This is a genomic window from Planobispora rosea, from assembly GCF_014648175.1.
In the GTDB taxonomy this organism is placed as follows: domain Bacteria; phylum Actinomycetota; class Actinomycetes; order Streptosporangiales; family Streptosporangiaceae; genus Planobispora; species Planobispora rosea.
This window is the reverse complement of sequence record NZ_BMQP01000081.1, coordinates 1-12,533: the sequence shown is the minus strand read 5'-3', so window position 1 is coordinate 12,533 and position 12,533 is coordinate 1. Positions and strand designations below refer to the sequence as shown.

General features: G+C 70.8%; 13 protein-coding genes. 7 read left to right on the top strand and 6 right to left on the bottom strand.

The features are described 5' to 3' along the window. Positions 1 to 218 precede the first annotated feature (218 nt). From IEZ08_RS37945 to IEZ08_RS40455, 5 genes are all read right to left on the bottom strand, one after another. Positions 219 to 1,118 (bottom strand): ParB/RepB/Spo0J family partition protein, encoded by a 900-nt coding sequence (locus IEZ08_RS37945; RefSeq protein WP_189244115.1) that lies wholly within the window; start codon positions 1,116 to 1,118, stop codon positions 219 to 221. Beyond that, the gene (locus IEZ08_RS37940) at positions 1,118 to 1,837 is read right to left on the bottom strand and encodes a nucleotide-binding protein (protein WP_068922330.1); all 720 of its coding nucleotides are present in this window, start codon (positions 1,835 to 1,837) and stop codon (positions 1,118 to 1,120) included. The genes IEZ08_RS37945 and IEZ08_RS37940 overlap by 1 nt, the downstream gene beginning before the upstream one ends. A 266-nt stretch (positions 1,838 to 2,103) precedes the next feature. Beyond that, on the bottom strand, positions 2,104 to 2,412 hold the full coding sequence (locus IEZ08_RS37935; RefSeq protein ID WP_068922329.1) for a putative type II toxin-antitoxin system PemK/MazF family toxin: 309 nt from the start codon (positions 2,410 to 2,412) through the stop codon (positions 2,104 to 2,106). Continuing rightward, positions 2,409 to 2,672 carry a hypothetical protein gene (locus IEZ08_RS37930; protein ID WP_068922328.1) on the bottom strand — a complete coding sequence of 88 codons (264 nt, stop codon included), beginning with the start codon at positions 2,670 to 2,672 and terminating at the stop codon, positions 2,409 to 2,411. The genes IEZ08_RS37935 and IEZ08_RS37930 overlap by 4 nt, the downstream gene beginning before the upstream one ends. Positions 2,673 to 2,767: 95 nt before the next feature. Beyond that, a complete protein-coding gene (locus IEZ08_RS40455; protein ID WP_268249400.1) occupies positions 2,768 to 3,982 on the bottom strand; it encodes a tyrosine-type recombinase/integrase in 1,215 nt (404 codons plus the stop codon). A 381-nt stretch (positions 3,983 to 4,363) separates the two neighbouring features. On the opposite strand from IEZ08_RS40455, the gene IEZ08_RS37920 reads away from it, so the two are divergent. The 7 genes from IEZ08_RS37920 (at position 4,364) to IEZ08_RS37895 (ending at position 10,851) form a co-directional block, all read left to right on the top strand. Continuing rightward, the gene (locus tag IEZ08_RS37920) at positions 4,364 to 5,968 is read left to right on the top strand and encodes a methyl-accepting chemotaxis protein (RefSeq protein WP_189244114.1); all 1,605 of its coding nucleotides are present in this window, start codon (positions 4,364 to 4,366) and stop codon (positions 5,966 to 5,968) included. Positions 5,969 to 6,234: 266 nt separating this feature from the next. Continuing rightward, positions 6,235 to 7,290, top strand: coding sequence for a BMP family lipoprotein (locus tag IEZ08_RS37915; protein ID WP_068922326.1), 1,056 nt, complete (start codon positions 6,235 to 6,237; stop codon positions 7,288 to 7,290). Positions 7,291 to 7,845: 555 nt separating this feature from the next. Further along, complete coding sequence (locus tag IEZ08_RS40090) at positions 7,846 to 8,430, top strand: RNA-guided endonuclease InsQ/TnpB family protein (protein WP_229803942.1); 585 nt, start codon at positions 7,846 to 7,848, stop codon at positions 8,428 to 8,430. After that, positions 8,324 to 8,917: an RNA-guided endonuclease InsQ/TnpB family protein gene (locus tag IEZ08_RS40085; protein ID WP_229803941.1), complete on the top strand. Its 594-nt coding sequence runs from the start codon at positions 8,324 to 8,326 to the stop codon at positions 8,915 to 8,917. The genes IEZ08_RS40090 and IEZ08_RS40085 overlap by 107 nt, the downstream gene beginning before the upstream one ends. A 40-nt stretch (positions 8,918 to 8,957) precedes the next feature. Further along, positions 8,958 to 9,116: a hypothetical protein gene (locus tag IEZ08_RS37905; RefSeq protein WP_176728430.1), complete on the top strand. Its 159-nt coding sequence runs from the start codon at positions 8,958 to 8,960 to the stop codon at positions 9,114 to 9,116. Positions 9,117 to 9,195: 79 nt separating this feature from the next. Then, positions 9,196 to 9,831 carry a hypothetical protein gene (locus tag IEZ08_RS37900; RefSeq protein WP_068922325.1) on the top strand — a complete coding sequence of 212 codons (636 nt, stop codon included), beginning with the start codon at positions 9,196 to 9,198 and terminating at the stop codon, positions 9,829 to 9,831. A 402-nt stretch (positions 9,832 to 10,233) separates the two neighbouring features. Then, on the top strand, positions 10,234 to 10,851 hold the full coding sequence (locus IEZ08_RS37895) for a hypothetical protein (protein WP_068922324.1): 618 nt from the start codon (positions 10,234 to 10,236) through the stop codon (positions 10,849 to 10,851). 57 nt (positions 10,852 to 10,908) lie between these two features. Here the strand turns inward: IEZ08_RS37895 and IEZ08_RS37890 are convergent, their stop codons facing one another. After that, positions 10,909 to 12,282 (bottom strand): xylan 1,4-beta-xylosidase, encoded by a 1,374-nt coding sequence (locus IEZ08_RS37890; RefSeq protein WP_189244113.1) that lies wholly within the window; start codon positions 12,280 to 12,282, stop codon positions 10,909 to 10,911. Positions 12,283 to 12,533 lie beyond the last annotated feature (251 nt).

The following is a 12,533-nucleotide window of genomic DNA, read 5'->3' as shown; positions in this document are numbered from 1 at the left end:
CATCTCCCGCCCGCCTCCCGCCATGCCCCCGCAGCGTTTACGCCGTAAACACCTCCGCCGGAGCTTGGAGCGTCGAGGCGCGGGAGAGCCGCTCCTGCCCGGGCCGGTTCCTTGGGCCGCCGAAGCGAGAGGGCCGGAAGCTCCTCGGCTCCCAGCCCTCGTTTACGCCGTAAACACTCCGCCGAACCCCGGCGGGTGACTCCCGGCCTACGCCGTACTCACCGGGCCACCGACGCCGACAGCAGTTCCACCAGCGTCTCCAGGTCCTCCCGGGACAGCTTCGCCCGCAGCTCCGCCGCTATCACCGAGGGCGGGCCCAGCCGGATGACGCCGTGGTCGCGCCTCCTGCCCCCAGCCTTCTCACCGGAGGCTGGGTCCTCCCGCCGGGCGTTTACGCCGTAAACACTCTCGTCGGCGTGAAAGCCGTTCCCGGCCCGCCGTACGGACTCCGCCACGGGCGGCGGGGCGAGCGGCATGGCCTGCTCCTCCGGAGGGAGCTTCCCGATCTCCCGGGCGTCCTCCAGTTTCAGCGTGCCGTCGACCAACGCCTGCTGAAGCTCCGGCCGGAGCTTCAGCAGGATCATCCGCTGCGTGCCCCAGCCCGGCGACTTGCCCACCTTGCGGCAGGCCTCCCGCAGCGAGATCTCACGCAGCTCCATCAGCCGTTGCAGGGCCCGCGCCTCCTCCAGAGGCGTCAGGTCGTCCCGCTGGAAGTTCTCGATCAATGTGCGCTCCTCGGCGGACTCCGCCGACTCCCGTACCTTGACCGGCACCTCGCTCAGCCCGGCCAGCGCCGCCGCGTGGCGGCGCCGGTGACCGTGCTGGATGACGTACGGCCTGTCGCCGACCTTCTCCGCGTGGTGCGGGTAGACGGCCAGCCAGGTGTCCCGGGGGACGACGACCAGATCCTGCAGGACGCCCTCGTCCCGGATGGTGTCGGCGAGCCCTTCCAGATCCCGCAGGCTCTCCCGGGGGTTGTCCGGGTTGTCGGCCAGGTCCTCCAGCCGTACGGTCTGCGGCCACCTCGGCGCGGCCGGGGCGGGGGCGGGCGCCGGGGCCTCCTGCTCGGCCGGCTGGCCGACCATCAGCGCCGCGAGACTCGTCCTCTTGCCGGCCATCAGCTCCGCCCGTTCGTCAGCTGCCCGTGCTCCAGCGCGAGCCGGTAGAAGTCCTCGCGGGCCTCCATCGCGACCCGGTTCTTCGGGTACTGGGTGACGACCATGCCCTCGGCCGACGCCCGAGAGTGGATCTTGTAGTGCCGGATCACCGTGTTGGCCAGCGGCCAGCCCTGGTTGCGGACGAACTGCAGGGTGTCGTCCAGGTCGGCGCGGCCGTCGCGCGGGTCCCAGTTGTTGGCCACGACGAGGTACGGAAGCTTGCGCGGCTTGACGACCTTCTCGATCGTGTTGAACGTCGGCTGGAACGACAGCGGCTCCGGCTCGATGGGAACGATCACGTCGTCGGCGTTGTCGAGTACGGCACGCAGCGCCTCGGCGGCCTTGCCGTCCCCCAGCGGGTCGTCGCTCGACGCGCCGTCCGACAGGTCCAGCCAGCCGGGGGTGTCCACCCACACGTCGGTGACGTGCGGGATGTGCCGGAGGTTCGCCAGTCCGGCGACGTCGTCGTGCGCCTGGACGAAGTCGAAGGGCAGCGCCTCGCCGACCCGCTCCGACCACCAGACGGCCGAGCCCTGCGGGTCGATGGAGACGGTGACGACCGGGGGGTTCTCCCCCGCCACTCCCCCGACGGTGTCGGCGGTGACGGCGGCGAGATTGACGGCGAGCGTCGACTTGCCGACGCCGCCCTTCTGGTTGAGGACAACGTGCACTCTGGCCACGTGGGGCTCCTGTTCCGTGTGCTTCCCGAGTTGGTACTTCGGATCAGGAGGCCAACTATCCCAGATGCGCATGGCGTTTACGCCGTAAACACCCGGGGCGCGCCCGTACGGCGGACGGCCGGATGCCCTGAGGCTGGGGCATTGAGACCCACACGGCATACGATCATGAGACCTCCAGCGTTTACGGCGTAAACACCGGTGCCGGGACGGGGTCGCTGGAGTGTGTCCGCATCGCCCTACGCTTCAGACGGCAGGCCGTGCTCGGGCTATCCGATCCCGAAGATCGTGACGAGCATGCTGCGGACATCGGCCAGCCGCGCATCAGGAAGATCGCCGACCTTTCCTTTCATCCTGCCCGTGTACACACTGGAGATCCGGTCGATCATGGCGACCTTGCCGTCGCCGACGTCGACGGCGAATGCCGTCAGGGTGGTGCCCATGTCAGCCGCTTCGACATGTGCCGTGAGCACATTGTCGCCATAAAGGGTGTGGTAGAAGTCGCCGCTGACGATCAGGCGTGTCTCCTCGCGGTCGCCGAGCTGGACACTCCACAACTCGCCGAAACGGTGACTCACGCGGCGGCTCCACCTTCATCATGTCGCCGGGATGCCTGACGGATGTCCTCACCGGTGGCCCGCTCGTCGTTCTCCTGGCCGGTGACGGCGGCCGTGCCGTACACCGAGGCGCGAGCCTCCTGATTGTGGCTCGCCGCGATCTCTCGCAGAATCCCCCGCTGGACGAGGGCGGACAGGCTTATGTTGCTGGTCTCCGCATGCTTGCGGGCCAGAGTCAGCACCCACTCGGGGAGGCTGACGGACGTCTTCGCTATCGCCATAGAGCGAGCATACCCGTGCGGTACTACCACGGGTATGAATTTGTGTCGGTACTCCGGAGATGCTTTTCTGTAGGTACCAATGAGGTGCTGAGAGCTCAGAGACCTGCGCCGTGCATCGGGTTGTGCTTCCAGCGGTCGACGTCGCGGATGTACTTCAGCAGCTCGCTCGACCCGTCGCGCCAGCCGCCGTGGCGGCCGATGGAGACGAGGTCGGCTCCGGCGGTGTAGGCGCCGGTCGCACCGCCGGCGCGGAGGCTGTGGGCGCTCAGGTCGTCGACGGCGAGCCCGGCGCGGCGGGCGGCACGGATGAGGATCTGTCCGATGGAGTGACCGCTGAGGCGGCCGTCGGCGGGGCCGCTGCCGGCGGGCTTCGCGCCGGGGACGCCGGCGATGACGCCGCGCCGGTCGATGCGGCGCAGCAGCGGGCCGGAGGTGGATCCGTGCCCGGTCAGCAGCGCCCGCCAGGCGCGCAGGGCGCGCACCGGGCAGGTGAGGGGGTCGGAGCCGTACGGCACGGCGACCCGGCGGCCGGTGGCGGCCTGGTCGGTCTTGGACCGGCGGACGGTCACGATGAGGCCCTGCTCGACCTCGGTGACGTCGCCCAGGTCGAGACCGGCGAGCTCGCTGCGGCGGGCCATCATGGCCCAGCCGAGGACCACGGTCAGGCGGTCGCGCACGTCGATCGCGGTACCGGTGTCGAGGGCGGCGGCGATCCTGCGCAGGTGGGATACGGCGAGCGCGGCTGCCTGGCGCTGGTTGGGCAGCCCGGCGGCGGCCCGCTCACCCCGGTAGGTCTTGCGGACGGCGCGGGCGGCGGTGGTGTCGGGCGGGGTGAGGCCGTTGACGCGGTGGGCGGTGCGGATCCCGGCGACGGCGCGGGTGATGGTGGCGGGGGCCTTGCCCTCGTCGGCGAGGGCGGAGACGTACTCGGCGAGGGTCTCGGCGGAGGCGGGCAGCGCCGTGCGGCCCGTCCGGGAGCACCAGGCGGTGAAGCGGTTCCAGTCCCCCGCGTAGGCGCGGCGGGTGGCGTCCGGGACGCTGGCGGCGATGCGCGCCGCGGTCGAGGCCGATACCTCCCCGTCGAGCGGTCCGGCCAGGGCGCCTTCGATCACGCGCCCGGGGCCGGTCACGCGCCCGGAGGCGATCGCGTGGCCGGGCGCGACGGCCTGGCCGGGCGCGCGCACGACCGGGCCGGGCCGTTTCCCGGGAACGGCAGGGACCCGGGTGTCCGTCCGCTCGCCGCCGCTCATCGCCCGCCCTCCCGTCACCGTGATCTCCGCGCTCCCGAGTCTGGCAGGCGGGACCGACATCGGCATCCCCGGCGCGGCGTCCCGGGAAGCGGCGGAACACCGGGTTCGACGGCGACCTCCGGCTGTTTACGGCGTAAACGCCTGCCCGGACATCGCCCCGGCGGGACGGCGGGCGTTTACGCCGTAAACACGCAACCGCCTTCGCCCGCCGGAACTGTCTTCCTGGGAGGCGCCGACGGAGTGTTTACGGCGTAAACGGCCCTCGGATCCCGCAGTGCTTCCGTCGTCGCCGTCCCGGACACCCGAGGAGCGTTTACGCCGTAAACACCCGGCGCTGCCGTGTCCGGGCCTCGCGTGGAAGCCATGTGGGCGACTTCACTCTCAACTCGTCTCCCCGCCTGCCGATCGGTGATGGTTGAAGACCGATCACGGAGGATGGGTGTGCGCAGGCTCAGAATTGGGGCGCGGCTGGCGGTGGCGTTCACCGTCCTGCTGACCCTGCTCGCGGTGATCGCGGTGATCGCCTTCTCGGCTATCCAGGACCAGCGGCAGACCGCCTCGCGAGTACGCGATCTGCAGGTGCTCACGAGTCAGGCCAAGGAGATCAAGTTCTACGCGGCCAGTATGAGCGGCTGGCAGAGCGCCTACATCTCCGACGTCCACCGCCTGGGCGCCGCACGGGCCTTCGGCGGCGACTCGGTCAACTACAAGGCGTGGGAGCAGGAGCGTGAGCGCTTCGAGGGCTTCCTCTCCCGGGTCGCCACCGGCACCATGAACGCCGCCGAACGGGAGCTGTTCGACCGGATCACCGCCGAGTCCGAGACGTACTTCGCGATCAACGACAAGATCGTCGAGACGTTCCGGCCGGGCACGTCCGAGGCGTTGTGGCAGGGCGACCAGCTCGCCATCAACGACAGCTGGAACACCTACTACCGGACCCTGCGCGCCGCGCAACAGCTCGCCCAGTCCGTCGACGAGCGCAGCCGGCAGGCGGTGGAGGAGTCCGCGGAGACCGCCGCCTTCGCCCAGCAGGCCATCACGATCGGTACAGCGCTGGCTCTCCTGCTCGGCTGCCTCCTCGCCTTCCTGGTGACCCGCAGCATCGTCGCACCGGTCACCGCGGCGCGGGACGCCCTGCGCATGGTGGCGCGCCGCCACCTGGGCGTGGAGCTGCCGTCCGAGGGCAGCGACGAGCCCGCGCAGATGGCCGTCGCGCTCAACGAGGCGCTCACCGCGGTCCGCTCGGTCGTCACCGACGTGGCCGTCCACGCCGGAACCCTCGCGGACATGTCGTCCGAGCTGGACTCCGTCACCGGCACCTTCGCCGCCAGCGCGGCCCAGGCCTCCCAGCAGGCGGGGGCCGTGGCGCAGACCTCGCAGGAGGTGAGCCACAGCGTGCGGAACGTCGCCGACGGCTCACGCGAGATGGGCGGCGCGATCGAGGAGATCTCCCGCAACGCCGCGGCGGCGGCCCGGGTCGCCACCGAGGCCGTGGCCGCCGCGGAGTCGGCCAACGCCACCGTGGTGCAGCTGACCACCTCCTCGTCCGAGATCGAGCACGTGGTCAAGCTGATCACCTCGATCGCCGAGCAGACCAACCTGCTGGCGCTCAACGCCACCATCGAGGCCGCGCGGGCCGGGGAGGCCGGCAAGGGCTTCGCGGTCGTGGCCGGGGAGGTCAAGGAGCTGGCCCAGGAGACTGCCAAGGCCACCGACGAGATCGGCCGTCTCGTCCTGGCCATCCAGGACGACAGCACCGCCGCGGTCGGCTCCATCGCCAGGATCGGCGAGGTCATCGCGGGGATCAGCGACTACCAGACGACCATCGCCAGCGCGGTGGAGGAGCAGACCGCCACCACCGCCGAGATGAACCGCAGCGTCGCCGACGCCGCCGACGGGGCCTCCAGGATCGCGGAGGGAATCACCGCCGTGGCCGCCTCGGCCTCAGCGGTCGACACCGACATCACCCGCTCGCGCCGGACCGTGGAAGAGCTCACGGGCGTGTCCAGGCAGCTGCGGGAGGCGGTCGCGCAGTTCACCTACTGAGCCCCGGGGAGTGTTTACGGCGTAAACGGCCGCCTCGCCTCCTCGCGAACATCCGCGGTGTCCACGCCGTAAACACCCTCCTCCCGTTCCCGGGGGCGCACCGGCCGGTGTTTACGGCGTAAACGGCCGGCGCACCCCGGGCCGCACTCCTAGAAGCGTTTACGCCGTAAACAACCCCGGGTCCGTCCCGCCCGTCCAGACCTCTCACAAGACCGCGCAGGTCGCCGAGACCACCGGCACCTCCACCAGGCAGAAGGAAGACCACAGTGCGCACAAGGAGCAAGACCGCGCTGGCCGTACTGGCCGTGTCGGCCGTGACGACCCTCGCCGGTTGCGGGGCCGAGCCGGTCGTGCGCTTCGCCGCCGTCGGCAGCGACGGCCTGGGACTGGAGCAGGTCCGGGTCGGGATCGCCTTCGACCAGGGCGGCCGGGGAGACAAGAGCTTCAACGACGCGGCGGCCGCGGGGCTGGACCGGGCGAAGAAGGAGCTTGAGGTCGACGGCGTCGAGGTCACGCTCTCGGAGGAGACCGATGACGAGCGGGCCACCAAGCTCCGCGAGCTGGCCGAGTCCGGCCGCAACCCGGTCATCGCGGTCGGTTTCCTGTACGCCAAGGCGGTCCAGACGGTCGCGGCGGAGTTCCCCGACACCACCTTCGCCATCGTCGACGACGACTCCTTCAGCGCCCCGAACGTGGTCTCCCTGGTCTTCGCCGAGGAGCAGGGTTCCTACCTGGTGGGGGCGGCCGCGGCGCTGAAGTCCCGCTCCGGGCGGGTGGGTTTCATCGGCGGCGTCCGCATGCCGCTGCTGCAGAAGTTCGAGGCCGGGTTCGCCGCCGGGGCCGCCAAGGCCAGGCCGGGGGTGGACGTCAGCGTGGACTACGTCTCCACGCCGCCGGACTTCAGCGGCTTCGGCTCCCCCGACCGGGCCAAGGAGATCGCCGAGAGGATGATGGCGGACGGGGTGGACGTCATCTACACCGCCGCCGGAGGCTCGGGGTCCGGGTCGCTGGAGGCGATCGCCGCCCGCGAGGGCGTCTGGGCCGTCGGAGTGGACTCCGACCAGTACCAGACCGCCGGCCCCGGTGTCCGCGACGTCATCCTGAGCTCCATGATCAAGCGGGTGGACAACGCCGTCTTCCAGGAGATCCAGGCGTTCATCAAGGGCGACCGGGCGGGCGGCGTCAAGCGTTTCGACCTGAAGACCGACGGCGTGGGCTACTCGGTGTCCAACGACAAGGCGGTGGCCCCGGTGCGCAAGCAGGTGGAGGCCCTCCGCCAGCGCATCCTCGGCGGCGCCGTCACCGTGCCCACCAAGCCCTGACGTCGAGCCCTGACGCGTTCACCGCCCTGGTGGCGGACATGCCGCGTCGGGCGTTTACGCCGTAAACACTCGGCGCTCGTCCGAGCTGTGCTCCCGGAGTGTTTACGCCGTAAACACTCCGGGAGCGGTCGGGATCGTGTCCCCGGAAGTGTTTACGGCGTAAACGCCATGGGCGGAAGGCGGCGAAGCATTCCCTCACCGCTCGCCTCGCAGGACCCGGCTCCCGCACCCCATCAAAGCCTCCGAGGGGACCGTCGCCTTCAGGCGACGGGTGAATCGGGAGCGGGAGGGCCGCCAAGGCCCGAGCGTGCCCTGACCTGTCAGGTCCGCGCATCACAGATGTCCTTCCTGGTTTTGTCGGCGCTAACCGATATCGCGGTGTTGTCATTACCGGACGTGATCGGAGGCGGGGTGTGCGCAGGTCGTTCAAGTTCCTGCTGCGCCTCACCGCCCGGCAGGCGGCGGCGCTCGCGGCGTGCCCGGAAGACCGCCGCAGCTCTACAACGCCGCCCTGGAGAACCGCCGCACCGCCGCACCGCCTACGCCAAGGCGGACGTGACCGTCCGGTACGGCGACCAGTCGGCCGAGCTGAAACACATCCGGGGCGATGACCCCGGCGGGCAGGGACGGTGGTCGTTCTCCTGCCAGCAGGCCACCCTGCGACGGCTGGACAAGGCGTTCGCCGCGTTCTTCGCCCGCGTGAAGGCGGGTCGCACGCCGGGTTTCCCGCGTTTCAAGGGCCGGGGCTGGTTCGACACCGTTACCTGGCCCAAGGACGGCGACGGCTGCCGGTGGGACTCTCAGCCCGAGCACCCTGCCGCGACGTTCGTGCGGCTCCAGGGCATCGGGCACGTCCGGGTGCACCAGCACCGGCCGGTCAAGGGCCGGGTCAAGACGATCAGCGTCAAGCGGGAGGGCCGCCGCTGGTATGTGGTGCTGTCGTGCGACGATGTGCCCGCCGAGCCGCTGCCCGCCGCCGGCGCGGTGGCCGGTATCGACATGGGCGTGGCCTGCCTGGTCACCACCTCCGACGGTGACCAGGTGGCGAACCCGCGTCACCTCGCCGCGACCGCTGATCGTCTCGCGGGCGCGCAGCGCGACCTGGCCCGCAAAAAAGCGCGGCTCGGCGCGTCGGCGTAAGGCGGTCGCCCGCGTCGCCGCGCTGCACGCCAAGGCCCGCCGCCAGCGCGCCGACCACGCGCACAAGACCGTGAACGCGCTGGTGGCCGCCTACGACGTGATCGTGCACGAGGACCTGCGAATCGCGAACATGACCCGTTCGGCGTCCGGCACGGTCGACGCTCCCGGCCGGAACGTCGCCGCCAAGTCCGGCCTCAACCGAAGCATCCTGGATGCGGGTTGGGGGATGTTCCTGACGATCCTCGCGCACAAGGCTGAGAACGCCGGTCGAGAGCTGATCGCAGTCGAGCCCCGCAATACCTCCCGCCCGTGCGCCCGCTGCGGGCACGTTGCGAAGGAGAACCTCCTCACCCAGGCCGTGTTCCGGTGCACGGCGTGCGGGCATGCCGCGCACGCCGACGTGAACGGCGGCGGTCAACAGCTTGAGGGCAGGGCTTGCCCTTCGCGACGCTGCGGAAGCGGCCTAGCGAGAAGCCGCTCCCTTTAGGGAGCGGAGGAGTCACCAGGCCGCCAAGCTCACCGACGTCATGGCGGTCACGGGGCTCGACCCGTGGGATGCACATGCCGCGGCCATCGCCGATGTGGCGGTCTGCCCGATCCTCACCCTCGACGTCGCCAAGTGGCAGCGCCCCTCCCGATCCCTGGACAGACCGCTGCACGTGATCGGGATCGCCGATCCGGATTGACGCGCGCACGGAGCGGTCCCGCAGCGGGTTAACCTTCCGTACCCGCGCCCGGAAGGGAGGCGGGAACGAAGGACGATCCATGCTCATCCTCCCCGCCGCCCGCCGATCCCGCCTGCGCCGTACGGCCGCCGCGGCGATGACGACGCTCGTCCTGGGAGCGCTGACGGCGTGCTCGGCGGCGGAACCGGCCGCCTCCGGTCGGTCCCCGGCGTCGCCCTCCGCCGGAACCCACCGCCTCGTGCTCCCGCCGCCCCCGCAGGCGGAGGGTTTCCGCCTCGACGGCATGTGGCCGTTCTTCACCCGCGAGGAACTGCTGGACAAGCGGCCCTACATCGGTGACGCCGGAGACGTCGCCGTCCGCGACGCGGTGCAGGCGCGCTACGAGGAGACCGAGCAGGCCGAGGGCCGGAAGTGGACCAGGAACCTGATCTTCACCGGCTATGACGCCGCGCTCGGCGCGGACCGGCACCGGCCGGTCGTGGACAGCGTGGTCGACGGCTTCCTGAAGGGTGACACCCCCGCTCACGACGCCGAGGTCCCGGCCGGGCCGCTGGGCGGACACGTCCGCTGTGTCGGGCTGGTGGAACTGGGTTCCGAGACGGGCATGTGCGCCTGGGCGGACGGCGGCACGGTCGGCGTGGTGATCGGCGCGAACATCACCGCCATCGAGCTCGAGGAGGCCCTGCCCGCGTTCCGCGCCGCCGTCGAGCGCTGACAGGTCTCGGGCTCGGCGTCCCCTCGGCGGCGGGAATACGAACGGGCCTGCGCGAGAACCGATCGGGCGGGTGCTCCGGAACATACGGGGGAAATGGATGCCACCCACGCCCCGAACGGCATTTCAACCGTCATTCCTCATGCTTCATGTGAGGAGCATGAGAATCCGATTAAAGCCGGTCCGGTGGTGCGAGCAGAGCGGCGACCTGCCCACCTGGTTGAAGTCATCCCAGTTCAGGGAGGCTGGTGGCGACCCTCCGGCCCGCCGATCCGGCACCCCGTCCTGCCGGCTGCGCCGTCACGGGGGATTCCTCATCGAATTATCATGCGGCCGCCATCGGGAACTCATCCGGTCCGTCGAACATCAATGCAGTAAGCAGTTCGGACCGAAATGAGGAACGCTGTGAACCGTACCAAGCGTCTGGCCGCCGTCGCCGCCATCAGCACCGCCGTCGCCGGCGGACTGGCCTTCCCCGTCGCGGCCTGGGCCGCCGAGCCGACCCCCTCCGCCTCGTCCTCGACGAGCTCCGGCAGCGCGAACGGCACCTCGTCGGCGACCGGTGAGCGCGGCCCGCGCGGCGGCCACGGCATGCGCGGCCTGCACGGTCTGGACGCCGCCGGCCTCGCCGAGGCCCTCGGCGTCGAGGAGGCCGAGGTCACCGCGGCCCTGGAGGAGCTCCGCGCGGACGGCACCGGCAGGCCCGCCGAGGACGCCACGGCGGAGGAGCGCGAGGCCGCCCGTACGAAGATGATCGAGTCCCTGGCGGACAAGCTGGGCGTCACCGCCGACAAGATCACCGCTGCGATGGACACGCTACGCCTGCAGCGCGCCGCCGAGGCCGAGGCGGCGCTGAGCGAGCGGCTCAGCGCGGCCGTCACCGCCGGCACCATCACGCAGGCCGAGGCCGACGCCGTCCTCAAGGCCCACAAGGCGGGGCTGCTCCAGGACGGCCCCCGGGGCGGCAAGGACACCGACACCGACGACTCCACCGGCACCACCCGGGACTCGGCCCAGTCCTGACCCGTCCGGGCCGAGTGCGAGCCGCCCCGGCCGGGCCGGGGCGGGAGGCCGGGACGGTCAGCGGTCGCTCCACCTGATCTCGTACGGCCGGAGCGTGGTCTCCTTGCCGTCCACGGTCGCGGTGATCTCGCCGTCGGTGGTGTTGACCATCACCAGCTTCTCCCGCTGGGCCAGCACCCGGATGCCGGGATCGGACGAGGTGACGTCCTCCAGCTCCGCCCCGGCCGGGAACCACGTGGCGAAGTCGCCCACCAGCTGCCCGGTCGGGAGCATCTCGCCGGTCTCCGGGTGCCACATGCAGCCCTGGCAGGCACCCTGTTTGGCCTGCGGGTTCCAGTACAGCGCGGTGGCGGCGCCGCTCCTGGCGAACTCGATCATCGAGGCGGCCTGGACGGCGAGCCGCTTGGGCTCGGGCCAGGTGGTGCCGTCCTCGGGGACGAAGTACCACTCCGACCACCAGATCGGCATGTCACCGGTCTTGTCGCGCAGCCAGGCGGTGACCGCACTGAACTTGCTCAGCGCGCCGAAGGCGTCGGGCAGCATCTCGTGGGCGTCGGTCAGCGAGGCGCCGTCGACCACGATGAAGTCGGCGCCCCTCTTGTTCTCGAACCAGTAGTCGAACGCGTCCAGGACGTTCTGGTTGACGACTCCCCACGGGCCCCGCAGCTCGGTGTTCCCGGTCCTGTTGCTGTCGAAGCCGAGGTAGGGGCCGCCGATCTTGGCGTCCGGCCGGACCGCCTTCACCGCGTCGTAGACCTTGTTGTAGAGCTCGGTGTAGCCCTTGTAGTCCGCGGGCTTGGAGTGGTCCTTCCAGAAGCCCTTGAACTCGTTCCAGACCATGAAGTACTCGACGTCGCGGTACTTCTCGGCGACGGCCGCCGACAGCTCGGCGAAGTCGTCGAAGTGCTCGGGGTACGGAGCGTCCTCCAGGTGCTCGGCCCAGGCCGAGTCCGCGGTCGGGCCCTCGGGGCCGCCCTTCATCCAGTCGGGGGCGCAGCACAGGGTGATGACCTGCGTGCCGTCGGACCGCTTCATGAGGTTCGTCCGGCTGTCGAGGTCCTCCCAGTAGTACTGCCCGGGGTACGGCTCCGGGTTGAGCGCCCCGAAGCCCATGATGTGCTGGTTCTGCAGCATCGGGGTCTTGGCGAGCGCACCGGCCACGTTCCGCTCGAACTGCGGGGTGACGTTGTTGGCGCTGACCCCGGTGTGGGTGAACCCCCAGCGCGGCCAGGCGGGGTCCACCGACGGCGGCTTCGCGATCGGGGCGGCCGCCGACGACGGGGCGGCGGACTGCTGCCCCGTGGAGGCCGCCCGGTCCGTTCCGTCACCGGAGGAGCAACTGGCCAGGGTCAGTGCCGCCGCGACGCTCGCCGCCAGGGCGACCGCCCGGCCGGGGCGCCGCCGTGCTGATCCCCCGCTGCCTGATGACACCCTGGCCCTCCACCCAATTGGTTCCGTCTGCCCTGCTTGGAACGTTTCACGGTCAGCAAGGAAGCAACAAACCGCGAGGGTACGTCCTGTCTCGTTAAGTGGTGGTAAATGATGATGGAGCACCGTCGGTGCCGCCCAGCCACCACGCGGTCGTTCGCAGGGCGGCCGTCCTGTCCCACCGGTCACGAGGCGGATCACCAGGGCGCCGTCACCGCCGGCGGGGTGGCAGACTTCGATCATGACCTCGGAGA

Excerpts from the sequence above, each read along its gene's own strand:
- IEZ08_RS37945 (WP_189244115.1), bottom strand. The coding sequence starts at position 1,118 with ATGGCCGGCAAGAGGACGAGTCTCGCGGCGCTGATGGTCGGCCAGCCG.
- IEZ08_RS37930 (WP_068922328.1), bottom strand. The coding sequence starts at position 2,672 with ATGGCGATAGCGAAGACGTCCGTCAGCCTCCCCGAGTGGGTGCTGACT.
- IEZ08_RS40455 (WP_268249400.1), bottom strand. The coding sequence starts at position 3,982 with ATGTCGGTCCCGCCTGCCAGACTCGGGAGCGCGGAGATCACGGTGACG.
- IEZ08_RS37905 (WP_176728430.1), top strand. The coding sequence starts at position 8,958 with ATGGCGGTCACGGGGCTCGACCCGTGGGATGCACATGCCGCGGCCATC.
- IEZ08_RS37900 (WP_068922325.1), top strand. The coding sequence starts at position 9,196 with ATGCTCATCCTCCCCGCCGCCCGCCGATCCCGCCTGCGCCGTACGGCC.